Annotated in this window: 27 protein-coding genes; 15 read left to right on the top strand and 12 right to left on the bottom strand. The window is 67.8% G+C overall.

Annotated features, from left to right (window positions below):
• Positions 1–10 precede the first annotated feature (10 nt).
• From DPR14_RS18150 to DPR14_RS18115, 8 genes are all read right to left on the bottom strand, one after another.
• Positions 11–1,495 carry a tripartite tricarboxylate transporter permease gene (locus DPR14_RS18150; protein ID WP_158046409.1) on the bottom strand — a complete coding sequence of 495 codons (1,485 nt, stop codon included), beginning with the start codon at positions 1,493–1,495 and terminating at the stop codon, positions 11–13.
• Positions 1,496–1,500: 5 nt separating this feature from the next.
• Complete coding sequence (locus DPR14_RS18145) at positions 1,501–1,974, bottom strand: tripartite tricarboxylate transporter TctB family protein (protein WP_158046408.1); 474 nt, start codon at positions 1,972–1,974, stop codon at positions 1,501–1,503.
• A gap of 15 nt (positions 1,975–1,989) precedes the next feature.
• Complete coding sequence (locus tag DPR14_RS18140; protein WP_158046407.1) at positions 1,990–2,982, bottom strand: tripartite tricarboxylate transporter substrate binding protein; 993 nt, start codon at positions 2,980–2,982, stop codon at positions 1,990–1,992.
• Between the two features lie 65 nt (positions 2,983–3,047).
• Entirely contained in the window at positions 3,048–3,314 is a 267-nt protein-coding gene (locus DPR14_RS18135) for a nitrile hydratase accessory protein (protein WP_158046406.1), read from the bottom strand.
• A complete protein-coding gene (gene nthB / locus DPR14_RS18130) occupies positions 3,311–3,967 on the bottom strand; it encodes a nitrile hydratase subunit beta (protein WP_158046405.1) in 657 nt (218 codons plus the stop codon). Before nthB ends, DPR14_RS18135 begins: the two co-directional genes overlap by 4 nt.
• Positions 3,964–4,614 carry a nitrile hydratase subunit alpha gene (nthA, locus tag DPR14_RS18125; protein ID WP_158046404.1) on the bottom strand — a complete coding sequence of 217 codons (651 nt, stop codon included), beginning with the start codon at positions 4,612–4,614 and terminating at the stop codon, positions 3,964–3,966. Before nthA ends, nthB begins: the two co-directional genes overlap by 4 nt.
• Before the next feature lie 2 nt (positions 4,615–4,616).
• Positions 4,617–5,417, bottom strand: a complete 801-nt coding sequence (locus tag DPR14_RS18120; RefSeq protein WP_158046403.1) for an SDR family NAD(P)-dependent oxidoreductase — start codon at positions 5,415–5,417, stop codon at positions 4,617–4,619.
• Positions 5,418–5,445: 28 nt separating this feature from the next.
• On the bottom strand, positions 5,446–6,183 hold the full coding sequence (locus DPR14_RS18115) for an SDR family oxidoreductase (protein ID WP_158046402.1): 738 nt from the start codon (positions 6,181–6,183) through the stop codon (positions 5,446–5,448).
• Positions 6,184–6,527: 344 nt separating this feature from the next.
• Here DPR14_RS18115 and DPR14_RS18110 point away from each other — a divergent pair, with 344 nt between their 5' ends.
• Together DPR14_RS18110 and DPR14_RS18105 are read left to right on the top strand one after the other, a co-directional pair.
• Positions 6,528–7,088: a TetR/AcrR family transcriptional regulator gene (locus tag DPR14_RS18110; protein WP_158046401.1), complete on the top strand. Its 561-nt coding sequence runs from the start codon at positions 6,528–6,530 to the stop codon at positions 7,086–7,088.
• 35 nt (positions 7,089–7,123) lie between these two features.
• Positions 7,124–7,453, top strand: coding sequence for a DMT family transporter (locus tag DPR14_RS18105; RefSeq protein WP_158046400.1), 330 nt, complete (start codon positions 7,124–7,126; stop codon positions 7,451–7,453).
• Positions 7,454–7,463: 10 nt separating this feature from the next.
• On the opposite strand, the gene DPR14_RS18100 is transcribed toward DPR14_RS18105, so the two are convergent.
• Positions 7,464–8,234, bottom strand: coding sequence for a cyclic nucleotide-binding domain-containing protein (locus DPR14_RS18100; RefSeq protein WP_158046399.1), 771 nt, complete (start codon positions 8,232–8,234; stop codon positions 7,464–7,466).
• 188 nt (positions 8,235–8,422) lie between these two features.
• On the opposite strand from DPR14_RS18100, the gene cydD reads away from it, so the two are divergent.
• The 4 genes from cydD (at position 8,423) to DPR14_RS18080 (ending at position 14,448) form a co-directional block, all read left to right on the top strand.
• The gene (gene cydD, locus DPR14_RS18095; protein ID WP_211103814.1) at positions 8,423–10,126 is read left to right on the top strand and encodes a thiol reductant ABC exporter subunit CydD; all 1,704 of its coding nucleotides are present in this window, start codon (positions 8,423–8,425) and stop codon (positions 10,124–10,126) included.
• A complete protein-coding gene (gene cydC / locus DPR14_RS18090; RefSeq protein WP_158046398.1) occupies positions 10,119–11,789 on the top strand; it encodes a thiol reductant ABC exporter subunit CydC in 1,671 nt (556 codons plus the stop codon). The genes cydD and cydC overlap by 8 nt, the downstream gene beginning before the upstream one ends.
• A 58-nt stretch (positions 11,790–11,847) precedes the next feature.
• Positions 11,848–13,122 (top strand): M20/M25/M40 family metallo-hydrolase, encoded by a 1,275-nt coding sequence (locus tag DPR14_RS18085; protein ID WP_158046397.1) that lies wholly within the window; start codon positions 11,848–11,850, stop codon positions 13,120–13,122.
• A gap of 96 nt (positions 13,123–13,218) precedes the next feature.
• Positions 13,219–14,448, top strand: a complete 1,230-nt coding sequence (locus tag DPR14_RS18080; RefSeq protein ID WP_158046396.1) for a hypothetical protein — start codon at positions 13,219–13,221, stop codon at positions 14,446–14,448.
• Between the two features lie 34 nt (positions 14,449–14,482).
• Here the strand turns inward: DPR14_RS18080 and DPR14_RS18075 are convergent, their stop codons facing one another.
• Entirely contained in the window at positions 14,483–14,869 is a 387-nt protein-coding gene (locus DPR14_RS18075) for a response regulator transcription factor (RefSeq protein ID WP_158046395.1), read from the bottom strand.
• A 172-nt stretch (positions 14,870–15,041) separates the two neighbouring features.
• Here DPR14_RS18075 and DPR14_RS18070 point away from each other — a divergent pair, with 172 nt between their 5' ends.
• The 4 genes from DPR14_RS18070 (at position 15,042) to DPR14_RS18055 (ending at position 18,202) form a co-directional block, all read left to right on the top strand.
• A complete protein-coding gene (locus tag DPR14_RS18070; RefSeq protein ID WP_158046394.1) occupies positions 15,042–15,404 on the top strand; it encodes an ArsR/SmtB family transcription factor in 363 nt (120 codons plus the stop codon).
• Positions 15,401–15,958 (top strand): SRPBCC family protein, encoded by a 558-nt coding sequence (locus tag DPR14_RS18065; protein ID WP_158046393.1) that lies wholly within the window; start codon positions 15,401–15,403, stop codon positions 15,956–15,958. Before DPR14_RS18070 ends, DPR14_RS18065 begins: the two co-directional genes overlap by 4 nt.
• A gap of 296 nt (positions 15,959–16,254) precedes the next feature.
• Positions 16,255–16,671 carry a hypothetical protein gene (locus tag DPR14_RS18060; RefSeq protein ID WP_158046392.1) on the top strand — a complete coding sequence of 139 codons (417 nt, stop codon included), beginning with the start codon at positions 16,255–16,257 and terminating at the stop codon, positions 16,669–16,671.
• A 1,084-nt stretch (positions 16,672–17,755) separates the two neighbouring features.
• Entirely contained in the window at positions 17,756–18,202 is a 447-nt protein-coding gene (locus tag DPR14_RS18055; RefSeq protein ID WP_158046391.1) for a hypothetical protein, read from the top strand.
• A 28-nt stretch (positions 18,203–18,230) separates the two neighbouring features.
• Here DPR14_RS18055 and fixJ read toward each other — a convergent pair whose 3' ends face one another.
• Positions 18,231–18,848, bottom strand: coding sequence for a response regulator FixJ (fixJ, locus tag DPR14_RS18050; protein WP_211103813.1), 618 nt, complete (start codon positions 18,846–18,848; stop codon positions 18,231–18,233).
• On the bottom strand, positions 18,838–20,361 hold the full coding sequence (locus DPR14_RS18045) for a PAS domain-containing sensor histidine kinase (protein WP_246148302.1): 1,524 nt from the start codon (positions 20,359–20,361) through the stop codon (positions 18,838–18,840). The genes fixJ and DPR14_RS18045 overlap by 11 nt, the downstream gene beginning before the upstream one ends.
• A gap of 205 nt (positions 20,362–20,566) precedes the next feature.
• Between DPR14_RS18045 and DPR14_RS18040 the strand changes: the two genes are divergently transcribed.
• From DPR14_RS18040 to DPR14_RS18020, 5 genes are all read left to right on the top strand, one after another.
• Complete coding sequence (locus DPR14_RS18040; RefSeq protein ID WP_158046389.1) at positions 20,567–21,532, top strand: TRAP transporter substrate-binding protein; 966 nt, start codon at positions 20,567–20,569, stop codon at positions 21,530–21,532.
• Between the two features lie 12 nt (positions 21,533–21,544).
• Complete coding sequence (locus DPR14_RS18035) at positions 21,545–22,039, top strand: TRAP transporter small permease (RefSeq protein ID WP_158046388.1); 495 nt, start codon at positions 21,545–21,547, stop codon at positions 22,037–22,039.
• Complete coding sequence (locus tag DPR14_RS18030) at positions 22,036–23,310, top strand: TRAP transporter large permease (RefSeq protein ID WP_158046387.1); 1,275 nt, start codon at positions 22,036–22,038, stop codon at positions 23,308–23,310. Before DPR14_RS18035 ends, DPR14_RS18030 begins: the two co-directional genes overlap by 4 nt.
• A gap of 17 nt (positions 23,311–23,327) precedes the next feature.
• Positions 23,328–24,077 (top strand): DUF72 domain-containing protein, encoded by a 750-nt coding sequence (locus DPR14_RS18025; protein ID WP_158046386.1) that lies wholly within the window; start codon positions 23,328–23,330, stop codon positions 24,075–24,077.
• 81 nt (positions 24,078–24,158) lie between these two features.
• Positions 24,159–24,593 (top strand): hypothetical protein, encoded by a 435-nt coding sequence (locus tag DPR14_RS18020; protein WP_158046385.1) that lies wholly within the window; start codon positions 24,159–24,161, stop codon positions 24,591–24,593.
• The last annotated feature ends 242 nt before the right edge of the window (positions 24,594–24,835 follow it).

The following is a 24,835-nucleotide window of genomic DNA, read 5'->3' as shown; positions in this document are numbered from 1 at the left end:
GGACAGTAAATCAGGCCCGGGTCTTCCGCCAGACGAACAGGGCCACCGGAACGACCCAGATCGCCAGGGTGATCACGCCCAGGGTTCCCGAGATCGGCCGCTCGAAGAAGCCCGCGAAGCTGCCGCCGGACTTGATCATCGAGGTGACGAAGTTCTCCTCCAGCATGGGGCCGAGCACGATCCCCAGGATGGTCGGCGCGATCGGAAAGCCGTTCTCCTCCATCACGAACCCCAGCAGCCCGAAGACCAGCATCACCGTGATGCCGAACACCGAGTTGTTGATGGCGAACGAGCCCACCACGCAGAACATCAGAATCGACGGCATCAGCACGTTCCGCGGGACCCGCATCATCACTCGGGCCGACTTGATCGCGGCCCAGCCGGCCGGGACCATGAAGATGTTGGCCAGGATGAAGATCAGGAAGACCGCGTAGATGTCCTGGGGATTGTTGATGAAGATGGTCGGGCCGGGATTCATGCCCTTCAGGTACAGCACGCCGATCACGATCGCGGTGATGCTGTCGCCGGGGATGCCGAACACAAGGGCCGGCACCCAGGCTCCGCCCAGCGCCGCGTTGTTTGACGAGGTGCTCTCGATGATGCCTTCGACATGGCCGGTGCCGAACTTCTCCGGCGTGCGCGAGAACCGCTTGCTGACGGCGTAGCTGACCCAGGACGCGATGTCGGCACCGGCCCCGGGCAGCGCACCGATCGAGATGCCGATCAGGTTGCCACGGATCGACTGGCGCCAATACTGCTTCATCAGCCGTCCCCAGCCGGTGAACAGGTTGCCCACCCGGGTCTGGGCGCCCTTCAGGTCGGGCGACATGCCCAGCACGTAGCGGAAGATCTCCGACACCGCGAACAACCCGATCATGGCCGGGATGAAGTCGATCCCGCCCAACAGGTCCACGTTGCCGAAGGTGAAGCGCGGCACGCCCGCCGGGTTGTTCAGGCCGACGGTGGCGACGAACAGCCCGATGAGCAGGCTGACCAGTCCCTTCACCGTCGAGCCGGTGCCGACCACCGTGGCGCAGGTCAGGCCCAGGCAGGCCAGCCAGAAATACTCGAACGAGCTGAACCGGAGCGCCACTTCCGCCAGCGACGGGGCGGCCACGATCAGGATGGCGGTGCCGAACAGGCCGCCCAGGGCCGAGAACAGCAGGTTGGCGCCCAGCGCCAGTTCGCCCTGGCCCTTGCGGGTCATGGCGTAGGCTTCGTCGGTGTAGGCGGCCGATGCCGGCGTCCCGGGAATGCGCAGCAGCGTTCCCGGGATGTCGCCGGCGAAGATCGCCATGGCCGAGCAAGTCACGATGGCGCCGATCGCGGGGACCGGCTCCATGAAGAAGGTGATCGGGACCAGCAGCGCCGTCGCCATGGTCGCGGTCAGTCCGGGGACCGCACCGACGAACAGGCCGAACAGCGCCGCCATGACGATGGTGAGCAGCACCTGCGGCTGGAACACCATCTGGGAGGCAAGAAGGATCGCGTCCATGCCCGTCACCACGCCCAGGGGGTCAGGACACCCCACGGCAGCGGCACCCGCAGCAGGCTGTAGAAGCCGTAATGGACCACCATGGTCAGTACGGCGGCGAGGACGGGCGCCAGCGCCAGCCTCACGCCGAGCACGGCGAACAGCGCGGTCAGCGTGATGAAGGCCGTAGGTATGAACCCGAGCGGGGTGGATACCAGGATGTAGAAGACCACCAGCGCCACGGTGATCGCCAGCGCCCGGAGATGGTGTCCCGACCGGGCCCAGGAGGCGAGGGTGACGGCACCCGTCTCGGCCCAGTGCCGGAGTCCTCCGGCGATCAGGACCAGCGAGCAGGCGCCGATGGCGAAGGCGATCCAGGTCGGGAACACGGCGGCGCCGTATTCCTGACCCGGGATCGCCGGGAGGGTGCGTGCGTAGAGGCCGATCGCGAGTGCGAAGGCCAGGAGCACGGCGCCCAGGATGGCGTCGTTGATTCGCATCGCTGAAAGCTTGCCTTACTGCTTCGCGATGCCGACCGCCTTCATCACCTCGCCGAGGCTGTCGTTGCTCTCGGCCATGAAGTTGCCGAACTGCTCGCCCGAGGCATAGATCATGCCGAAGCCGCGCTGGTTCATGAACTCCTTGAAGTCGGAGCTGTCATAGACGTCCTTCAGCGCCTTCGTCAGCCTCTCCGACACGTCCTCCGGCAGGTCCTTCGGGCCGACGATGCCGCGCCAGGCGGCCATGGTCCAGTCGATGCCGGTCTGCTCCTTGAGCGTCGGGATGTTGGGGAACAGCGGATTGCGCTCCTCCGCCATGATGGCGAGGCTCTTGACCCGCCCGGCGTCGATCAGGGAGCGCGCCTCGGGGAGGGAGCAGGGGACGATCTCGACGCCGCCCGCGACGAGATCCTGGAGTCCGGGGGCGGCACCCTGGCTCGGGACCCAGGGAACCGCCTGCGGATCGATGTCGGCCGCCTGGAGCATGCCGGCGATCGCCAGATGCCAGATGCCGCCCTGGCCGGTGCCCGACGCCTTCATGTCGCCCGGGTTGGCGCGGATCGCTTCGAGCAGGTCGCGGGCCGATGCGTACTCGCTGTCCTGGGCGACCTGAAGGCCGGCCGGGTCCTGGTTCATTAGCGCCAGCGGCGTGTAGTCGGCATAGGTGAGCTGGGTCAGGCCCTGCCAGTGCATCATGCCGATCTCGACGGTGGCGATGCCCAGCGTGTAGCCGTCGGGCGAGGCGCTGGCGATCGCCTGGTGGCCGACGACGCCGCTGCCGCCGGTCCGGTTGACGACGTTGATCGGCTGGCCCAGCGACTTCTCCAGCAGGCTGCTGATGATCCGCGCGGTGGCGTCGGTGCCGCCGCCGGCACCCCAGGGCACGATCATGGTGATCGGGCGCTCGGGATAGGCCGCGAACGCCGGCGCGGTCCCCAGTGCCATGCCGGCGGTCACCAGGGCGCCGAAGGCCGCGGTGCAGGTGCGGATAAAGCTTCTTCTGTTCATTGTCTTCCCCCGGTTTTTTGTTTGTTATCCCCTCCTCGAAAATCCCGCATTCCCTCCAGGGATCCTCAAGGCATCTCATCGGGCGGTATCAGGCCCTTGCTCACGACCATGCGCTCCAGCGCGCGCAGCCAGTGATGGTAGTATGTCTGCCCCTCGTCGGGGTCGCCCCGGCCTTGCGCGGCCGCGATCTCCTCCGACAGGGTCGCGGCCCATTCGGGCCAGGTGAAGTGTCCGGCCTCGTGGAGCTTGACCGTCATGGCGAAGGCCTGGGCCTCCCACGGTTCCCGGAAATGCTGCTCGTCGCCCGGACCCATGCCCCCCGGCCCCGTCATGGCGCGGGCTCCAGGTAGTCGTCCCAAAGGTCGACCAGGATGGTGTCCTTCTCGCGCGCCGCGTCGCCCCACAGCGCGCGGCCGGTGAAGCGCACGCTGTAGCAATGCTGCGGCTTCGTCCCTTCGCCGTGGGCATGGGTGTCGGGAAAGATGTAGACGCCGTGGTCGCGGTCGATCACGCCGGTCCTTCCCCGGCAATAGCGCGGCACGCGGGTGTGGCGGGGCGTCGTGACATCCCGGACCAGCACGCGGTCCCCCGCCTTGAAGCGGGGCGGCACCGTGTCCGGCAGCCGCGCGCTGGAGCCCTTCCGGAGGATCGCCGCGACCCGTTCCGGGTCGGGCGGCGGGGTGTCGGAGACCGCCTGCGGAACGCCGGTCGCCAGCTCCTCCGCGGTGATCAGGCCGGTGTCGAGCGCCAGCTTCTCCGCCGCCTTGAACCACAGCTCGTAGTAGCTGCTGCCCAGATATTCCGGCGGAGGACGGTTCTCCCGCGCGTGGCGGGAGGTGTCGATGTTCCACCGCCCCTGGAAGCCCAGGGCCAGCGTGACCGCGAAGGCCCGCCGCTCCCACTCGGCATGGAACAGCGGGTCGTTCGGATCGGTGTCGATCGGACCCATGCCGTGCATGCCGCCCATGTCGTGGGCACCGTTCATGCCGGCTCCTCCCGGGCCGGGGACCTGGCGCGGGTCACGCCGATCATCGAATCGCGGGTGACCAGGCCGGCCAGTTCCTCCTCGCCCATGTCCTCCGTCCCGGTCGGGCGCTCGGGCAGCACGAGGTAGCGCAACTCGGCCGTGCTGTCCCAGACCCGCACCTCGACGTCGTCCGCGACCTCGGTCCCGAACTCGGCCAGCACGCCGCGCGGATCGAGCACCGCCCGCGATCGGTACGGGGCCGACTTGTACCAGGCCGGCGGCAGCCCGAGGACCGGCCAGGGATAGCAGGAGCACAGGGTGCAGACGACCAGGTTGTGGATCCGGGGCGTGTTCTCGACCACGACCATGTCCTCGCCCTGGCGGCCGGTGAAGCCGAACTCCGCGATGGCCGCCGTCGCGTCGTCCAGCAGCCGCGCCTTGTAGGCCGGATCGACCCAGGCCCGCGCCACGACCTGCGCGCCGTTGCGCGGGCCGACCTTGTGCTCGTAGGTGTCGATCAGCGCGTCGAGGGAGGCCGGATCGACCAGCTTCTTGGCGACCAGCAGCGCCTCCAGCGCCTTGACCCGCCGGGCCAGCGGGGAGGCCGGAGCCGCGTGGGCGTGCCCGCCCTCCCCATGGTCATGTTCATGATCGTGCCCCGCCATGGTCAGACGGTTCCCGCGTCCACGATGAAGGTCTGGGCCGAGCACATGCGGCTGTCGTCGGCCCCCAGGAACAGGACCATCCGCGCCACGTCATGCGGCTTTAGCTCTTCCTTCAGGCACTGCCGGGCGAGGTTGCCCTCCAGTTTCTCGGGCGTCACCCACAGGGACTTCTGCCGTTCGGTCATGATCCAGCCGGGCGCCACATGGTTGACCCGGATGCCCGACGGCCCCAGGTCCCGGGCGAGCGCCCGCGTCAGCCCCAGGGCGCCGGCCTTGGCCGCCTGGTAGACCGCCAGGTCGTCGGTGCAGACATACCAGGAGGTCGAGCCGAGATTGACGATCGAGCCGCCGCCCGCCTCCGCCATGCCGGGCGCCACCGCCTGGGCCATGAAGAACTGGTGGCGCAGGTTCACGTTGAAGCGGTCGTCCCAGTATTCCGGGGTGACCTCGGCGATCTTGTGCCGGTCGTCGCGCGCCGCGTTGTTGACCAGCACGCGGATCGGGCCGAGCTCGCCTTCGATCCGCTGGGCGGCGGCCTTGGCGGCGGAGATGTCGGTCAGGTCGCACCCGACGAAGAGCGGGGCGGCGACCCCGGCCTCGCGCAGGGTGGCGAGCAGGCCCTCCGCGGCGGCCTCGTCACGGTCGATGAAGCCGACCCTGGCCCCCTGGATCGCGAAATGCGCCACGGTGGAAGCGCCGATGCCCGACGCCCCGCCGGTGATCAGCACGGCCCTGCCGTCCAGGCTGGGGTAGCGGGCGGCCTTGCGGGCGGCTTCGATGTCGGCGACGGTCACGTCTGCCATGTCTTGGACCTCATGTTCCTGAGCGGACTCAGATGCTGATGCCACCGTCCACGATATGGATCTGGCCGGTGGTGAAGGCGGATTCGTCGCTGGCGAGATAGACCGCCATCGACGCGATCTCCTCCGGCGTGCCCAGCCGGCCGAGCGGCTGGCGCGCGACGAAGGCCCTGCGGGCCGCCTCGGCGTCGCCCATGGCCGCGATCCGCTCGTCGAGCGAGGGGCTCTGGATCGTGCCGGGGCAGATCGCGTTGCAGCGGATTCCCCTGGTCACGAAATCGGCGGCGACCGACTTGGTCAGCCCGATCACCGCGGCCTTGCTGGCGCCATAGACGAACCGGTTGGGAATGCCCTTCACGGACGAGGCGACCGAGGCGATGTTGACGATCGACCCGCCCTGGCCGCGCTCCAGCATGGCCGGCAGGAACGTCCTGACGATCCTGTACATGCTGCGGACGTTGAGGTCGAACGAGAAGTCCCAGTCCTTCTCCTCGCAGTCGAGGATGGTGCCGTTGTGGACGAACCCCGCGCAGTTGACCAGCACGTCCAGCGCGCCGAGATCGGCCGCGAGCTGCCGAATCGCCTCCGGGTCGAGCACGTCGAGCCGGCGCACGGTCAGCCGCTCGGTGCCTTCCAGTTCCTTCAGCTTGTCTAGATTGAGATCCGTCGCGACGACATCGGCGCCTTCGCGCGCGAAAGCCAGCGCCGTGGCGCGGCCGATCCCCTGGGCCGCCGCGGTTACCAACGCGGTCTTGCCGGACAAACGCATACCTTGGTCTCCCCCTGCGAACCGCGTTCGATCACGGTCTGCTTGTTCTCCACCCGGATTGCCCGGGCCGGGACAGTTTCGCGCGGGTAAACTGGTATGTCCACCTCTGCTTCGCGCCATCTCTCCTTCGTTGGACGGTTTGACGGGTTATCCACAGATGCGCGCAGATAAACTCAGATGAATTATTGTGCCGTGAAACCGGATTTCCGCCTCCGCATGCAATGGAATGAGCTTTTTCTATCTATGTTTATCTGCGTCCATCTGCGTCCATCTGCGGACCCGAGAAGAGCACGTCCCTCCAAATCAGCTTGCCCGACATACCGTCCGGACGGTATGTAACAGCCATGATCGAGACCCGCACCCGCCGACGCCAGCCCGAAGTCACCCAGCAGCGCCTGCTGGAGGTGGCGGGGGAACTCGTGGGGGAGGCGGGTGTCGCGGCCCTGACGCTGGATGCGGTCGCGAAGCGGGCGGGGGTCAGCAAGGGCGGGCTGCTGCATCATTTTCCCAGCAAGCGGGCGCTCCTGGCGGCCATGGTCGAGACGATGGCCAGGCGCTTCGCGCGGACTGCCGACGGGATCGCGGCGGCGGATGCGGACCCGCGCGGACGCAGCGCCCGGGCCTATGTGCGGACGGCGGTCAGCGAGCCGGACGAGGAACTCAGGCGCTGGGAGGCGCTCGGCGCCGCCTTCATGTCCGATCCGTCGCTCCTGGACGGCTGGCGCGACCGCCTGAAGGGGTTCAGGGCCGTCGATCAGGGGGAATGCGCGGACCCGGTCGGCGCCCTGGTCGCCCGGCTGGCGGCCGACGGCCTGTGGTTCGCCGACGTCTGCAGGCTGTACGACATCGATGCCGGGATGCGGCGGCGCGTCGCCGAACGGCTGATCGCGCTGACCCGCTCGTGACGGCCTGAACGGATGCGTGCCGAGGAGATACGGTAATGGTCTATGCGATCCTGTTCGCCGCCATCGTGCTGGAGGTCATCGGGACCTCCGCCCTCAAGCTGTCCGAGCAGTTCACCAAGCCTTTGCCGGCCGTGGTCACGCTGGTCTGCTACGGGGGGTCGTTCTTCCTGCTGTCTCTGGCGCTCCGGACCCTGCCGGTCGGCATCGCCTATGCGATCTGGAGCGGCCTCGGCATCGTGCTGATCACCCTGGTGGGATTCTTCTGGTTCAAGCAGGCGCTCGACGCTCCGGCCGTCCTGGGATTGAGCCTGATCCTGGCCGGCGTCGTCATCGTCAACGTCTTCTCGAAGTCCTTGCCGCACTGAGCGGCGGGCCTCACGCGGCGTCGGACAGGTCGGCGATGGCGTTCGGGTCGGTCAGCTCGATCTTGTGGCCTTCCAGAAGGCGGATAAGGCCGGCCGTCTTCAGGCACGTGATGGTGCGCGACACGGTCTCGATCGTCAGGCCCAGATAGTCGGCGATATCGGACCTGCCCATCGGCATGGTCAGGCGCGTGTCGCTCAGCCCGCGCTTGGCCGCCTTGCGCGACAGGGTCATCAGGAAGGTGCAGATCTTTTCCTTGGCGGACTTGCGGCCCAGCAGGACCATCTGCTCCTGGGCGGCCAGCAGCTCGTTGGCGGTGACCGCGAGCAGGCGGCGGCGAACGGTGGGGTTCTCGTCGATCAGGGCTTCCAGCCGGCGGCGCGGAAACCGGCGGACCGCCGCCATGGTCACCGCTTCGGCCGTGTAGAGATACGTGTCGTTGAAGGAGAGGCCCAGGAAATCCCCGGCTTCCAGGAACCCGATGATCTGGCGGCGTCCGTCGGGCAGCAGCTTGAACACCCGGATGGTGCCGCTCGTCACCTCGAACACGTTGTTGGCATGGTCGCCCTCGCGGAACAGCGGGCAGTCGCGATCCACCGTCGCGACGGTCGCGATGGTTTCGAGCGGGTCGGAGGTTTGCATGGCCCAGCGGGAAGCGGTGCCCGGTGTCCATGACGGCGGAGGCGAAGAGGTGTTGGCAGTCCGGCGGCGAGCCTGGGCCATGCCTCCGATGGTGACGGATGCTGCCGGTACCGTGTCGGCGATCGCAAGGGCTTGGACCATGATCTCTCTACCTCTCCGCTCCGTTTGATCGGATTCTTTGGACTTTCGTCGTCCGTCACCGAGGTATAGAGCCAGCCGGCCTCGCGGCTAAGTTCGGGATTTTACGTAAGGGTTTGTACCTAAGGGGTTTTACGTATGCGGGCGGGACATATGTCACGTGGGAAGCGCGGGATGGACGAGAGGAATCGGTGACGGATCGGCAGGCGGCGAAGTGGCTGGGCGGACTTGCGCGGCAGGCCCGTCTCGGGATCGGTCTCGCGGTCGGCGCCGGCTTCGCCAGCGGGGTCCTGCTGCTGGTCCAGGCCGGCCTGATCGCCCATGTTCTCCACGCCGCGATCGTCGACGACGTCCCGCGGGCCGACCTGATGCCGGCCCTGTGGGGGCTGCTCGCAGTCTACGGCGCACGGGCGGTCTGCGCCTGGGGCGCGGAGGTGGCGGGATTTTCGGCGGCGGCCCGGGTGCGGTCGGCGCTCCGGCGGGAACTGTACGGGCATATCGCGCGGCTCGGGCCAGCCTATGCCGGCGGCCGGCACAGCGGCGACCTGTCGACGGTCCTGATCGAGCAGGTCGACGCGCTGGACGGCTATTTCGCCCGGTTCCTGCCCCAGATGGCGCTTTCGGTGCTGGTGCCGCTGACCCTGCTGGCGGCGATCTTTCCGGTCAACTGGGTGGTCGGCGGCATGCTGCTGCTGGCGGCACCCTTCGTGCCGCTGTTCATGTCGCTGATCGGCATGGGAGCCGCCGCGGCGAGCCGCCGCCAGTTCGAGGCGCTGGCCCGCATGGGCGGGTACTTCCTGGACCGTCTCCAGGGGCTGACCACCCTCAAGCTGTTCGGGCAGGCTCGGCGGGAGCTGGACCTGATAGGCCGGGTCTCGGACGAGTACCGGCAGCGCACCATGGGGGTCCTGCGAATCGCCTTCCTGTCGTCCGCCGTGCTGGAGCTGTTCAGCGCCATGGCGGTCGCCGTGGTCGCGGTCTATGTCGGCTTCAGCCTGCTGGGCTATGTCCGGTTCGGCCCGAGCGGCGACGTCACGCTGGCGACCGGCATGTTCGTCCTTCTTCTGGCGCCCGAGTTCTTCCTGCCGCTGCGCCAGCTCGCCGCCCACTATCACGACCGGGCGGCCGCGGTCGGGGCGGCCGGGCAGATCCTGGCGGTGCTGGACACGCCGGCGCAGCCCCCTGCGGGCATCCGGGCACCGGCCGGCGCCGGCCCCATGGCGCTTGAGATGACCGGCGTCGAATTCGCCCACGGCGGCGGGAAGGATGGCGGCGGGGATGGCGCGCGGCCGGTCCTGAGCGGCTTCTCCCTGACTGTCGGCGCCGGCGAGCGGGTGGCGCTGGTGGGGCCGAGCGGCGCCGGCAAATCGACCGTGATCGGCCTGTTCCTGGGGTTCCTGCGGCCCGGTGCGGGCTCGGTCCGGATCGGCGGGCTGGAGGTCGGGCGGATCGACCCGGCCGACCTGACCGCCTGGGTCGGCCAGAACCCGCATCTGTTCCACGGCACCATCCGCGACAACATCCGGCTGGCGCGGCCCGACGCCTCCGACGAGGCGGTCGAGGCCGCCGCCGACGCTGCGCGGGTCAGCGATTTCGCGGCCCGGCTGCCGGACGGCCTGGACACCCTGATCGGCCAGCGCGGCCACGGCATCTCCGGCGGGGAGGCGCGCCGGGTGGCGCTGGCGCGAGCCTACCTGAAGGACGCGCCCGTCCTGCTGCTGGACGAGCCGACCGCCGGCCTCGACGCCGCCAACGAGGCGCTGGTGCTGGAGGCGCTGGGCACCCTGGCGCTCGGCCGGACGGTCCTGATCGCGACCCATAGCCTGTCGGGCATCGGCTGGGCGGAGCGGCGGGTCGAGATCGGCAGCGGCAGGATGGTGGCGGCCGATGCGTGACATGTGGCCCTTCCTGAAACTGTTCCGGCGGCACGGCGGGCGCATGGCGCTGGGAGCGCTGCTGATGCTGGTGACGCTCGCCGCCGGGATCGGCCTGCTCGGCCTGTCCGGCTGGTTCATCACCGGCAGCGCGCTGGCCGGCCTGGGCCTGGGAGCGGTGGGGTTCAACATCTTCACGCCCAGCGCCGGCATCCGCGCCGCCGCGCTGATCCGGACCGCGGGCCGCTATGCCGAGCGGCTGGTGAACCACGAGGCGACCTTCCGCCTGCTGGCCGACCTGCGCCGCTGGCTGTTCGAGCGCGCCTTGCCGCTGGATGCGGGGCAGGTGGCGCGCCTGACCGGCGGCGACCTGCTGACCCGCCTGACCGCCGACATCGACGCGCTCGACAACCTGTATCTCCGGGTGGTCGCCCCCAGCGCCGTGGCGCTGGTGACCGCGATCGGGGTTCTGACGCCGCTGGGCTGGATCGATCCCGGCGTGGCCCTGGCGACGGCGGCGCTGATGCTGCTCGCGGGCGTCGGCGTGCCCGCGCTGGCCGGACGGCTGGCAGCCGGCGCGGGACGCGACCTGGTGGAGGTCGGGGCGCGGCTCCGGACCCGCGCGGTGGACGGCATCCAGGGGCTGGCCGACCTGCGGGCCTTCGCCGCCGACGGGCGGCATCTGGAAACCATGGCACGGGACACCGACCTGCTGATCGCGCGGCAGAGGCGGATGAGTTCGATCACCGGCCTGTCCGCCGGCCTGACCATGCTGGCCGCGGGGCTTGCCGTCTGGGTGTCGCTGGTGCTGGTCGTCGGGGAGGTGGAGACCGACCGGCTGGACGGTCCGACGGCGGCCCTGGTCGTGTTCGTCGTCATGGCGGTGTTCGAGGCGACGGCCCCGCTGCCGCTGGCCTACCAGTATCTCGGCCGGACGCGCGCCGCCGCGCGCCGCCTGCTGGAAATCGCGGAGATGCGGCCCGGCGTGCGCGATCCGGAAGCGCCGGCGGCGGTGCCCGAAGACTTCACCCTGCGCTTCGGGGGCGTCAGCTTCGCCCACGGCGCCAAGCCGGTGCTCAAGGACCTGTCGCTGGAACTGCCCCGGGGGCGCGTGTCGGTGCTGCTGGGGCCGAGCGGCGTCGGCAAGTCGACGCTGGCCCAGCTGGCGCTTCGCCTGGTCGATCCGGATGCCGGCCGCGTGACCCTGGGCGGCGTCGATCTGCGCGACCTGCGGCAGGAGGACCTGCACCGGCACATGGCCTATGTCAGCCAGGGCACCCACCTGTTCGCCGCCGACATCCGGGAAAACCTGCTGATCGGGCGCCCCGATGCGACCAACGCCGAGCTGTGGGAAGCGCTGGAGGTCGTCCAGCTCGCCGACTTCGTCGAATCCCTCCCGGACGGCATCCTGACCTGGGTCGGGGAGAACGGCGTGCTGCTGTCCGGCGGCCAGGCCCGGCGGCTGGCGCTGGCGCGGGCGCTGCTGAAGGACGCGCCGGTGATGATCCTGGACGAGCCGACCGAGGGCCTGGACGCCGCCACCGAGGCCGCCCTGATGCGCGAGCTTCGGCAGCGCCTCGCCGGCCGCACCGTCCTGCTGATCACCCATCGGGAGAGCCTGGTGACCGGTGCCGACCTCGTCCGGCGGCTGGAGGATGGCTCCCTTTTGTCCACGCGACCTTGACCGGCTCCGGGTGTTGAACGGGACGACGATCCGGTCAACCCAGTGGAGGAATGCCCCCATGCTCATGCGACCTGCAACCTTGGTGGCGGCGATCGCGCTGTCGTCCTTCGGCGTCTCCATGGCCGCCGCCCAGGAATCGGGCCGATCGGCGGACCAGCCTGCCGACGAGCTGCTGAAGCGGGCCGAGGCCGAGCGGCCGGAGTTCCTGACGACCCTGGAACAGCTGGTCGCGGTCGATACCGGCACCGGCCACGCGGAAGGCCTGTCCAAGGTGGAAGGCATGCTGGTGGAGCGCCTGAAGAGTCTCGGCGCCGAGGTCGAGGTCACTCCCGCGCAGCCGTCGGTCGGCAGCAACATCGTCGGCACCCTGAAGGGGTCGGGAGAGGCGAAGTTCCTGCTGATGGTCCATTACGACACGGTGTTCGGCCCCGGCACCGCCGCGGAGCGGCCGTTCAAGGTCGATGGGGAGCGGGCCTACGGGCCGGGTGTCGCCGACGCCAAGGGCGGCCTCGCCATGATCCTCCATTCGCTGAAGCTGCTGCGCGACCAGGGCTTCGACCGCTACGGTTCGATCACGGTCCTGTTCAACCCCGACGAGGAGACGGGTTCGGGCGGCTCCAAGCGGATGATCGCCGATCTGGCGCGCGAACAGGACTATGTCTTCTCCTACGAGCCGCCGGACAAGGATGCCGTCACGACCGCGACCAACGGCATCAACACGGTGTATTTGGATGTCGAAGGCAGGGCGTCGCACGCCGGCTCCGCTCCCGAGGAGGGCCGCAACGCGGTCACCGAACTTGCCCACCAGATCGTCCGGCTCAAGGACCTGGGCGATCCGGCCAAGGGCACCACGGTCAACTGGACCATCGTGAAGGGCGGGGAGAAGCGGAACATCATCCCGTCGTCCGCAGCCGCCGAAGCCGACATGCGCTATTCCGATCTGACCGAATACGACCGCGTCCTGGCCGATGGCCGGCGGATCATCGCGGACAAGCTGATCCCCGACACGGAGGTGCAGTTCCGCATCGAGAAGGGACGCCCGCCGCTGGCGAAGAACCAGGGCTCGGATGAGCTGGCGGCGCTCGCCACGCAGGTCTACGGCCGGATCGGGCAGACCGTCGAGCCGGTCGCCATGCGTTTCGGCACCGATGCCGGCTATGCCTATGTTCCCGGCAGTCCCAAGCCCGCCGTGCTGGAGACCATGGGCGTCGTCGGCGCCGGCCTGCATTCGCCGGAGGAATATATGGAGCTGTCCAGCATCGCCCCGAGGCTTTACCTGACCACCAGCTTGATCATGGAGCTGTCGGAAAACCCCCAGTCCAAGATCGAATGAACGGGTTAACCTTAATGGATAGTTAACCAGTTTGCCCTATTCCCTCGCCACGGCGGGCGGCAGGCGACCCGCCAACTGTGTATCGCGAGGGTTTGGGTGAACAGGTCAGGTTTTCTGGCGGCCTCGACGGCCGTCTCGACGGTGCTGCTGCCGCTGGTTCTCGTGCCGGCCTCAAGCGCCGGGGCGGCGGACGCTTTCGTCGCCACGCTGAGCGCCAACGGCGAGAGCAGGACCTACAGCTATGACAGCATCGAGGATGCCATCGACAGCGTCTCGGGCAGCAGCCTGAGAAACCTTCTGCCGAGCTATACCGACAACGCTCCCGCCACCGCCGTCTTCAACCTGCGGGGCCTGGGCGCCACGATCGAGTATCCGGGCGCCGGGGCCGACTTGGTGCTGAAGGTGCCCGCCGCCGGAATCGAGCGGACCTTCACCGGGGCGACCCGGGACGAGGCGGAGGACGCCCTGTCCGACTACTTCAAGGGGCAGGGCGCCAGCGACGTCACCAGCATCCTCCAGGCCGCCGTGCGGGAGACCGCCATCGATCCGGTGGCCGGCAACCCGGACAGCCTGATGTCGCTGATGGGTGCGGCCGACTTCTCCCAGGGCACCGACGCGCTCGGCCGCTCCGGCGGGCAGGGGGGAACCGACCTGTTCGGCTTCGCGGTCGAGGGCGGGCGGGGTACGGCTCCGGGCGGTTACGACCAGGACCGGGTGACCGGCGCGCTGTCCTACCGTTTGAACTTTGAAGGGTCCGATGCCGCCGTCCTGTTCGACCTGCCGGTCAACTGGATCCGGACCGGCGAGTCCGACTCGCTGTCCGGGTCGCTGGGCGTGGGCGTCCGGGTGCCGCTGACCGACTCCTGGTCGCTGACACCGGCGGTCCGGGCCGGCATCGCCGGATCGATCGACATGGGCGCCGCGGCGGTGGTCTATTCCGGATCGCTGACCAGCGACTTCCGCTGGGATTGGGGCGGCTGGCGGTTCGGCCTCGGCAACATGGCGGGTGTCTACCGGGCGACCGGCGTGTCGGTCGGCGACTACGACATCGATTACGACCTGACCAACGTCATCCTGCGCAACGGCATCTCGGTGTCGCGGGACCTGACCGAAGGGGCGGCCCCGCTGCTTGCGACGGTGTCCTTCGTGGATAGCCGGTACCTGGGCGACGACCTGTTCGTCGAAGCGTTCGACGAGGTCTCGGTCAGCCTCGCAAAGGCCGCGACCGCCGGCCGTTTCCGGTTCGACCGGATCGAACTCGGCGTGGCCTATGGCTTCGGCGACGATTACGAGCGGATCATGGGCAAGCTGAAGCTGCGCTTCTGACCGGGACTGACCGGGAGCGGCTTTCCGGCCGGCCTCAATGACGGGTCGGCCGGGCGAGCGCGGTCCGGATCATGTCGACGAGGATCTCGTCCTCGAACGGCTTCTCGATGAAGGCGAGCACCCCCGCCTCCAGGGCCCGCGCCTTGGTGGCGGGGTCGCCGCGTCCGGTGATCAGGATCACCGGCATGTCGTTGAGCCGGGTGCGGTAGGTTTCCATGAATTCCAGGCCGCTCATCACCGGCAAATGCAGGTCCAGCACCAGGCATCCGGCATCCTCCGCCTTGAAGTTCTCAAGGAACTCGGGGCAGGACGGATAGTCTTCGACCGGCATGCAGTAGGATTCCAGGAGGGTCTTCAGCGAGTCCCGCACGGGTTCGTCGTCGTCGACCAGGAAGACCGTCCGATTATAATGCGCACTCACCCCAGCCTCCAGCGGTCGGACGATGAACCGCGACCTCCTCGACCACCGTCGCGCTTCGTAGGGGAAAAATAGGCCCGACCGCCCCGGCGATAAATACGGAATAACCCCTAGTGCCTCGCTATATTCAACAATTCGGTTGACAATCCGCCGCCGCTGCCTTTAACTCAACCACATGGTTGAACATAACGCGACGAACCTGGATCTGGTGTTCCAAGCCCTGGCCGATCCCACGCGGCGGGCGATGCTGCGCGATCTGGCAGCGGGCGAACGCCGGATCGGCGAACTGGCTGCCCCCTTCTCCATGTCGCTGGAGGCTGCGTCCAAGCATGTCCGCGTGCTGGAACGCGCCGGGCTGGTCCGCCGCCAGATACAGGGCAGGGCGCATGTCTGCCGCATTCAGCCGGCGCCGCTGGCCGCCGCGCAGGACTGGATCCGCTTCTACGAGCGCTTCTGGACCGGCCGGCTCGACGCCCTGGAAACCCTGCTCAAAGCCGAACCCACCGAAGAGACCACCAACCGAGGAGGAAGCGAATGACCGCCGCAGAACAAACCACTACCGAAACGATCCCCGACGGCATGGGGACCGTCGTCGAGCCCGGAGCGATCCGGTTCGAGCGCCTGCTGCCGGGACCCATCGAGCGGGTCTGGGCCTACCTGACCGAGTCCGAGAAGCGCGGCCAATGGCTGGCCTCCGGCGAGATGGAACCGCGTGCCGGCAGCGCCTTCTCCCTCCATTTCGACAACAGCGGCCTGTCGCCGCAGCGGGTTCCCACGCCCGAGAGGTTCCGCCGTTACGACACCGGAATAACCACCAGCCATGAAGTGACCCGCTGCGAGCCGCCCCATGTGCTGGCGTTCACCTGGGGCGGCGGGACCGAGGAGCCGTCCGAAGTGACCTTCGAGCTGGCCCGGGAAGGGGAGGGGGTGCGCCTCGTCCTGACCCACCGCCGGCTGCCCGACGCCCCGTCCCTGACCAATGTCGGCGCCGGCTGGCACAGCCACTTGGCGATCCTCGCCGACAAGCTCTCCGGCCGCACCCCGCCGTCCTTCTGGACGCTGTTCGACAAGCTGGAAGCGGTCTACGCCTGATTTTACCCGGTTTCCCTGCCCAGTTGTTGGGCCATGGATCCAACCTACGGATCGGCGAATCGCCGTAGGTTGGACCCGTGGCCCAACATGGTGCTCACCGAGCCTGATCCCCGCATTCCGCGACATCCACGCCGCCAAAAAACGCACTGGTCGCGTCCCGACCCGCGCCTCGCCGGCCATGACGCGCCCCCGGTCTCCGACGACGGGCTGGAAACCCCGCCGAGGCCGAACGCCTCCTCGACGAGGCAAAGGCGCATTTCGAGAAACTGGGCGACGTGCGCTCTCGCGCGGTGACGATGGGTTGGATCGCCGACATCCTGCAGGGGCGCGGTGAGCACGAGGAGGCGCTGCGTATCCGAATCAAGGAAGCTTTGCCGATCCATCGGCAGATGGGAGACATTTATAGTATTGCATACGTACTGTACCGGTGCGCTATGCTTCGGATTAAGTGCGGAGTATCCGATCAAGAAGATTTGAAGATCATTGCCGACGAGGTGACGGAAAGCTTTGCCATTTCCCGCCACCTTGGGCAGGCTGACTTCCTGGCTGAAACTGGGTTCTATTTCGGGCAACTTCTTGCCGCTTCCGGCAACCGCGAAGCTGGGCTCACCGTGCTTGATGAAGCTGCCGTAGCCGCCGAAAAACTACGTTGGCAGAACCGGGTGGCGGAGATACGACAGCTTCAGGAGGAGATCCGCGGAAGCGGCGGATGAGGCCCGGGCGGGTCGGCAGCACCGCGCCGGGATGGTCCGCGCCTACCCGATCCGAAACCGCTCCTCCCGCCTGTTCGCTGGCGTTTCAGCATAAATTCCTATACACTGCGCCGGTGTCGTGATTTGCCGTCGCGACCGGGATCTTTGAAGCGTGAATAAGAAACAAGCCGGGGCGATCCCGTTCCGTCGCGGATGCCCTGCGCCGGTACCCACGGATCATGACGTTTGTTTACATCACCCCGGGGGGCGCATTCTTCAGCTCAACCCGCTGTCGTTCCGACGACGGGCACAGCTGTCCGGCACGGTATTTGCCGTTTTCTCAAAAGACTTAATCAGGGGCAAAAACACCCCCTTTTCGTCATGCCCGGACTTGATCCGGGCATCTCTCCGCACGGCGGCATCGATGAAGCCTGCAAGCGATGACCGGGTCAAGCCCGGTCATGACGATTAAGAGAGGAGCGCTCCACCAGAAAAGCTTCCTCTGATTGAGTTGACAAAAAACGTGCCGGACATTCGTGGACTTGATCCGGGCATGACGAAATGGGAGCGTTTCTGCCCCTACTCGATAACTTTGGGCATGCGGCATTCGCCGTTCCGGACCGCCATGGACCGTGGCCGGCCAGGGCGAAAGTTGACACTTGCTGACATCAGAGGGAGGGGCCGCGATAGAGAAGCCGCCGCTTAACCACCCCGACCCGAAGGGCAACCGATCCGGCGAATGATGACACATGATGACATAACCGGGGGAGAGGGCCGTCATCATCACCCTCCCTGCGCGTATCCCGCCCGCGCACACGTCCTGGAACCCGGTCCCCACGGTTGACGCACCCGCGAAACCTGTCCAGTGTCGCGCTTCCTCGCGCCCGCGAGGCGGCCGAGTAGGGACGCTGGTACCTCCCCGACCCGGCCTGACCACTCATCGACCTCTGGATTCGACTCATGGCTGATCGAGCCAATTAGCACACCCACGGCCGTTTCGCGCCGGTTCTTGTTAACGTCGGCGGCAAGCCTACCCCTCGCGGCCCTGCCCACCGCCATAGCCACAGCCGCCGCCACAGCCGCCGCCCCGGTCCCGACCGGCGGCTTGGCGGCGCTCCTGGCCCGCCACCGCGACGCCGGCCTCCGGCTCCAGGCGCTGGAGGCGGAGATCGCCGCCGGGCTCGCCCGCATGCCGGACTGGGCCCGCCCCGGCGTCCGGCAATCCGGCGAACCGTGCCGCTGGCCCGCGTGGCCCCGGTCGGAGCTGGCCGCCCACGGCCTGCCCGGCACCATGCCGCCGCGCATGGCCCTGGGCGACCTGGAGGAGTTCCACCGGCGCTGCCTGCGGGAGGCTCCCGCCGACTTCGCCGCCCTGGACGAGCGCCACCGCGCCCGCGTCAGGGCCTGGATCGCCAAGCGGCGCCGCCAGCGGGCATGGAGCCGCCGCCTGGGCATCGACGACCTGCGCCGGCAGGTCAACGAGACCGTCCTCAAGCAGGGGATCGAGCGCGCCGTCCTGGACCTGCTCGCCGCCGGCCGCTTCGATGCCTGACGCCTCGCCCCCGGAAGCCCGCCTGACGTCACGCCCCCGGCGGCGCGATGCCGGCCTCCAGCGCCATCCGGACAAGCTGGGACAGGCTCCGCGCCTGCATCTTCTCCATCACCCGCGCACGGTGGATCTCCACCGTCCGCGGGCTGATGTCCAACTCGTACGCGATGACCTTGTTGGCATGGCCCGCCATCAGCCCCTCCAGCACCTCGCGCTCCCGCGGGGTCAGCTGCGCGATCCGCTGGACAAGCTCCGGGTTCGCGGCGGGGCGGATCTGGAGGGCGCGGCGCACGGTCTCGATCATCACCTCGTCGTCGAACGGCTTCTCGACGAAATCAACGGCACCCGCCTTCATCGCCCGGACCGCCAGGGGAACGTCGGCGTGGCCGGTCATCACGATGACGGGAAGCTGGTTGTTGCCGGCGTTCAGCGTCTCCTGGACCTGGATGCCGTCCATTTCCGGCATCCGGACATCGACCACTAGGCAGCCGGCCCGGCCGGGCGCGGGGGAGGCGAGGAACTCCACCGGGGAAGCGAAGGCTTCCACCGTGAACCCGGCGGATTCCAGCAGGACCTGCAGGGAATCGCGCACGGCATCGTCATCGTCGACGACGACGACGGTTCCCGGCCGACCATGTTCAGGCATCATCCGTATTCTCCGGGCGGGCGATCTCCACCGTGAAGTGGAAGGTCACGCCGCCTCCGGGGGTGGGCGTGGCCCACAGGCGGCCGCCATGGGCATCGATGATCGAGCGGCAGATCGACAGGCCCAGGCCCATGCCCTTTTCCTTGGTGGTCACGAAGGGCTGGAACAGGTTGGCCGCCACCACCGGCGCCAGACCCGATCCGGTGTCTCTCACGCTGACCTCCACAAGGTCGTCGTGGGTGATCGCGGTGGCGATGGTCAAGTCGCGGACGGGGCTTTGGGCAAGCGACTCCATGGCGTTGCGGACGAGGTTGAGGACCACCTGTTGGATCTGGATCTTGTCGATCCACACCGCCGGCGCGTCCGGCGTCAGCTCGAAATGCACCCGGATATTCTCCTGCTTGGCGCCCACCAGCGCAAGGGCGCTCGCCTCCTCGATCACCTTGTTGATCGGCTCGGCGGTGCGGTCGGTCTGTCCCTTCTCGATGAAGTCCCGCATGCGCCGGATGATCTGTCCGGCGCGGGTCGCCTGGGCGACCGCCTTGTCCATGGTCTCCAGCACCTTCACGCCCGGCTTGTGCTCCGCCGCGTCCATCATGCGCCGGCACGCCTTGACGTAGTTGGTGATCGCGGTCAGGGGCTGGTTCAATTCATGGGCCAAGGTCGAGGACATCTGCCCCATGGCGCTGAAGCGGGAGACGTGCAGCAGTTCCGACTGCAGGTCCTGCAGCCGCTTCTCGGCATGCTGGTGCTCCGTCAGGTCGCGGACGAACCCGGTGAACAGCCGGCGCCCAGCCAGGGTGACCTCGCCCACCGCCAGGTCCATCGGGAAGGTGGTGCCGTCGGCCCGCTGCCCGACGACGACCCGGCCGATCCCGATGATCCGCTTCTCGCCGGTCGACAGGTAGTGGTTCATGTAGCCGTCGTGGGCGCCGCGGTAGGGGGCCGGCATCAGGATGCTGACATTGCGTCCCACGGCTTCGGCGGAGGGGTAGCCGAACAAACGTTCCGCGGCCGGACTGAACGACTCGATGATGCCGCGCTGGTCGATCACGATGATCGCGTCGGGCACCGTCTCCAGGATGGAGGTGAGGCGGGCCTTCCGCTCAAGCAGCATCGCTTCGTACTGCTTGCGCTCGGTGATGTCGCGGATGATGCCGATGAAGATGCGTTCCTCGTCCGCCCCGGCCTCTCCGACCGACAGCTCCATCGGAAACACGGAGCCGTCCTTGCGCCGGCCGTGGACCTCGCGGCCGATGCCGATGATCTTGCGGTGGCCCGTTTCCCGATAGTTCCGCAGATAGGTGTCGTGCTCTTCCTGGTATGGGTCGGGCATCAGCATCTTGACGTTCCTGCCCAGCACCTCCTCCGGCGCGTAGCCGAACAGGCGCAGGCACGCCGGGTTGCAGGTCTGGATGCCGCCGAACCTGTCGATGATCACGATGCCGTCGGGGGCGGTGTCGATCAGGGCGCGCAGCTTGATGTCGTCCGCTGCGGGGGTTGGGTGCTTGTCCACGGGATACATGCTCTGGCAACGCGGTCTTTCCTCGACGATACCAGAAAAACTGAACAAATTGGTCTATTCAACTCGCCCCGAATGCGAAAACCTTCCTGCCGTCGAAGCGATGCCAATTGAAGTTTTCCACACGGCTGCTAAACCTTGTCCGCAAGATTCGGCCCGCAGCGCGGTGACCAAGGAACGAACTGGGAGGTTCAAGCTCATGAAGGCAATGTATTGGATGGTCGGCGCCCTGGCCCTCGCGCTCACGGCAGGAGCTGCCCGGGCCCAGACGACGCTCCAGCTCGGCCACCCCACGGCGTCGGCCTCGCATTACGGCGTGGCGGCGTCCACCCTGGCCGATGAGCTGTCCCGGCGCAGCAACGGCAAGTTCAAGGTCGTCTCGACCCCCAACGGCGCGGAGCGCGAGCTGATCGAGAGCGCGCAGATCGGCACGATCGATCTCGTGGTGACCTCGACCGGCCCGGTCGGCAACTTCGTGCCGGAAGTGGCGATCGTGGACATCCCGTTCCTCTTCAAGGACTACGCCCACGCCCGCGCGGTGCTGGACGGGCCGATCGGGCAGGACATGCTGAAGCTGTTCCCGGACAAGGGCATCGTGGCCCTGGCCTGGGGCGAGAACGGCTTCCGCCACATCACCAACAGCAAGCGCCCGATCAACGACCCGGCCGACGCCAAGGGGCTGAAGGTCCGCACCATGGAGAACCAGGTGCACATGACCGCCTTCCGCCAGCTCGGCGTGCTGCCCACCCCGATGGCCTTCACCGAGGTGTTCACCGCCCTTCAGCAGGGCACCGTGGACGGCCAGGAGAACCCGATCCCGGTCATCACCGCGTCCAAGTTCGCCCAGGTGCAGAAGTACCTGACGCTGACCGGCCACGTCTATTCGCCCGCCATGATCCTGATGGCGCGGTCGACCTTCGACGGTCTCAGCGCCGAGGAACAGCAGATGTTCCGCGATTCGGCCGCCGTCGCCGCCAAGGCGATGCGCGAGAAGGTCGCCGCGGTCGAGTCCAACGGAGTGGAGGAGCTGCGCAAGGCCGGGATGGAAGTCATCACCGATGTCGACCGCACCAAGTTCCAGCAGGCGCTGGAGCCGGCCTATGCGGAATACTCCAAGCGGTTCGGCAAGGAGAATATCGACCGAATCCGCAACTACACGCCCTGACCGTCGGATTCCATGATCCGGATCTTCCTGGCGGTAGAGGGGGCGATGAACCGGGTTATCGGGCACGCCGCCGCCGCCTGCCTGGTGGTGGCGGCGGTGTCCGCCTTCTACCAGGTCGTCACCCGCTTCGTCTTCGAGCAGCCTTCGACCTGGTCGGAGGCCCTCACCCGCACCTCCCTGATCTGGATGGTGTTCCTGGGAATTACGATCGCTTTCCGGCACGGCGCGCTGGTGGCGGTCGATCTTGCCTACAGGGCGGTTTCCGGAAGCTGGCGGACCGCGCTCCGCGGCTTCATCACGCTCAACAGCATCGCCCTGCTGGCGGTGATCCTGTGGTTCGGCGTCCAGATGGCTTGGCGGGTCCGCTTCCAGACCCTGGCCGGCCTCGAGATCTCGATCGCCTGGGCCTATGCCGCCCTGCCGGTCGGCTCCTTCTTCTCGCTGCTGGCCGTGATCGCCCATTACCTCGACCGGCGTGACGTCGAACTGGAAGGGGCCGCCGGATGAGCACGACCATCCTCGTCACCATGCTGGTGCTGTTCGCGCTCAGCGTCCCGATCGCGATCTCGATCGGCATCGCCAGCGTCGTCGGCATCGCCGGTTTCACCAACCTGCCGCTGCTGCTGGTCGCCCAGCAGCTCTTCGTCTCGCTCGACCGCTATCCGCTGGCGGCGATTCCCTTCTTCATCCTGGCCGGCAACCTGATGGAGGTCGGCGGCATCTCGACGCGGCTGGTCGATTTCGCCAAGTCGATCGTCGGCGGCGTCCAGGGCGGGCTCGCCTGCACCTGCGTGCTGACCTGCATGATCTTCGCCGCGGTGTCCGGATCGAGCGTCGCCACGACCTTCGCGATCGGCGCGATCCTGATCCCCGCCATGGTGAAGCACGGCTATCCCGCTCCCTTCGCGGCGGCCCTCCAGGCGACCTCGGCCGAGCTGGGCGTGATCATTCCGCCGTCGATACCGATGATCCTCTACGCGGTCTCGGCTGAAGTGTCGATCGGCGAGCTGTTCATCGCCGGCATCGGGCCGGGCCTGCTGATCGCCGCGGCGCTGACCGCCTTCGTCTATGTCTGGTGCCGCATCAAGGGCTATGGCCGCGACGACCGGGACGGCCGGCTGAGCTTCACGGCCGCCGTCCGGCGCTCCGGCCTGGCGCTCCTGATGCCGGTCGTGATCATCGGCGGGATCTATGGCGGCGTCTTCACCCCGACCGAGGCGTCGGTGGTCGCGGTCTTCTACGCCCTGCTGGTGGGGCTGGTGATCTATCGCGAGATCGGGATTTCCGATCTGGTGCCGATCCTGCGCAAGAGCGTCATCTCCTCCGCGATCATCATGTTCATCATCGCGACCGCCGGGCTGTTCAGCTTCCTGATCAACCGGGCCGGCATCCCGGTGGCGGTCGGCGAGTGGCTGGTGCAGTCGATCGACGGCACGGTCGGATTCCTGCTGGCGGTCAACGCCTTCCTGTTCGTGCTCGGCATGTTCGTGGAGACGTCGGCCGCGATCATCGTGCTGGCCCCGATCCTGGCACCCGTCGCGGCTCATTTCGGGATCGATCCGATCCATTTCGGGCTCGTGATGGTGGTCAACCTCGCTATGGGCATGATCACGCCGCCGTTCGGGGTCAACCTGTTCGCCGCCTGCCAGGTAGCCGGCATCCCGCTCGACCGGATCGTCCGGCCCCTGCTGCCCTTCGTGCTGGTGATCCTGGCCTGCCTGATGATCATCACCTTCGTGCCGGACGTCTCCCTGGTGTTCCGGAACCTGCTGTACTGAACCGCCGTTTACGCGGCATGGGGGAACATCAAGTCTTCGTCGGGTGTGCCGGCTGGTCGATCCCCAGCCGGCACACCAGCCTCTTCCCGGCCGAGGGGAGCCATCTGGAACGCTACGCGCGCCGCCTGCCGGCGGTGGAGATCAACAGCTCCTTCTACCGGCCGCACAAGCCCGAAACCTATGCCCGCTGGGCGGCCTCGGTCCCGGAGGGCTTCCGATTCGCGGTCAAGGTGCCCAAGCAGATCACCCACGAACGCAGGCTGGCCGATCCCGCTGACCTGCTCGGCCGGTTCCTGGGCGAGGCCCGGGAGCTGGGCGACCGCCTCGGGCCGCTGCTGGTCCAGCTGCCGCCGAGCCTCGCTTACCGGCGGAGCACTGCCGAGGATTTCCTCGGTCTCCTGCGCGATCGTTTCGAAGGCGATATCGCTTGCGAACCGCGGCACCCGAGCTGGTTCAACGACGGGCCGGAAGACCTGCTGCAGCGATTCCACGTCGCGCGCGTCGCCGCCGATCCGGTCGCGGTCCCCGGCGGGGAGGCGCCGGGCGGCTGGAACGGGCTGGTCTATCGCCGCCTGCACGGCTCGCCCGAGATTTATCACACGGACTACGGGCCGGAGCGGCTGGGCGCCGTGGAAGCGGCCGTGCGGGGAGATTCCAGGACGGCGCCCGCATGGTGCATCTTCGACAACACCGCGCTGGGCGCCGCCCCCCAGAACGCCTGCGCCGTCTGGTCGGAACTTTGTTCGGAATCGCGAAACCCGCGGTGATTATAAGGTTGACCCCGTATTGAGCGCGCGCGATCAATGGCCGCGCCAAGGGGCACCTTCAGACAGGCAAAGCAGATCAGCATGAGCGATTTTCAGCATTCTTCCGACAGTCAGGCATCCAAGCTGGACAGTGCCCTCGCGCGCATCGATCAGGTGATCGACAGCGTGTCGAAGAAGCTGGACGAACAGCGGTACGAGCATCGCACCGTGGTGGAGGAGCGCGACGCCGCGCGGACCGAACTGGGCGAGCTGCGCCGCAGGTACGACGAGCTCCAGGCCAAGGCCGACCATGCCGCCGACCGCATCGAAGTCCTGATCGGCATCGTCGAGCGCAGCTTTCCCGACCTCGCCCTGTCCGTGACGGAAGGCGGCCAGCAGGACGGGGGCCAGCAGGACGGGGACCAGCAGCACGAAGGCCACCACGGCCACCACGATAACGCCCATCAGCATGACCATGGCCACCACCACGAGGGCGGCGGGGAGCATCAGCCCCAGCAGCATTCCTACGGATACTGACCGCCATCCGGGATCGGCGTCCGGCGGCCGCCAATGCGGCGGCCGCCGGACTCGCGCAATGGTTTAGGGGCAGATCCGGCAGGGGCGGGGCAGGGGACCGGCCGGAGGATTTTATTGACCGGAAACCCCAAACGATATTATGAACTTATATCCTCGTCTTTATAAGCTTGTTGAACCATGCCGATACCGACGCCGCCCCATGAAGATCCGGCCCGACATCTTCGCGGCCCAGTTCCTCGCGG

It is taken from the genome of Skermanella pratensis, assembly GCF_008843145.1.
Lineage (GTDB): Bacteria > Pseudomonadota > Alphaproteobacteria > Azospirillales > Azospirillaceae > Skermanella > Skermanella pratensis.
This window is presented reverse-complemented; position numbering and strand designations above follow the sequence as displayed.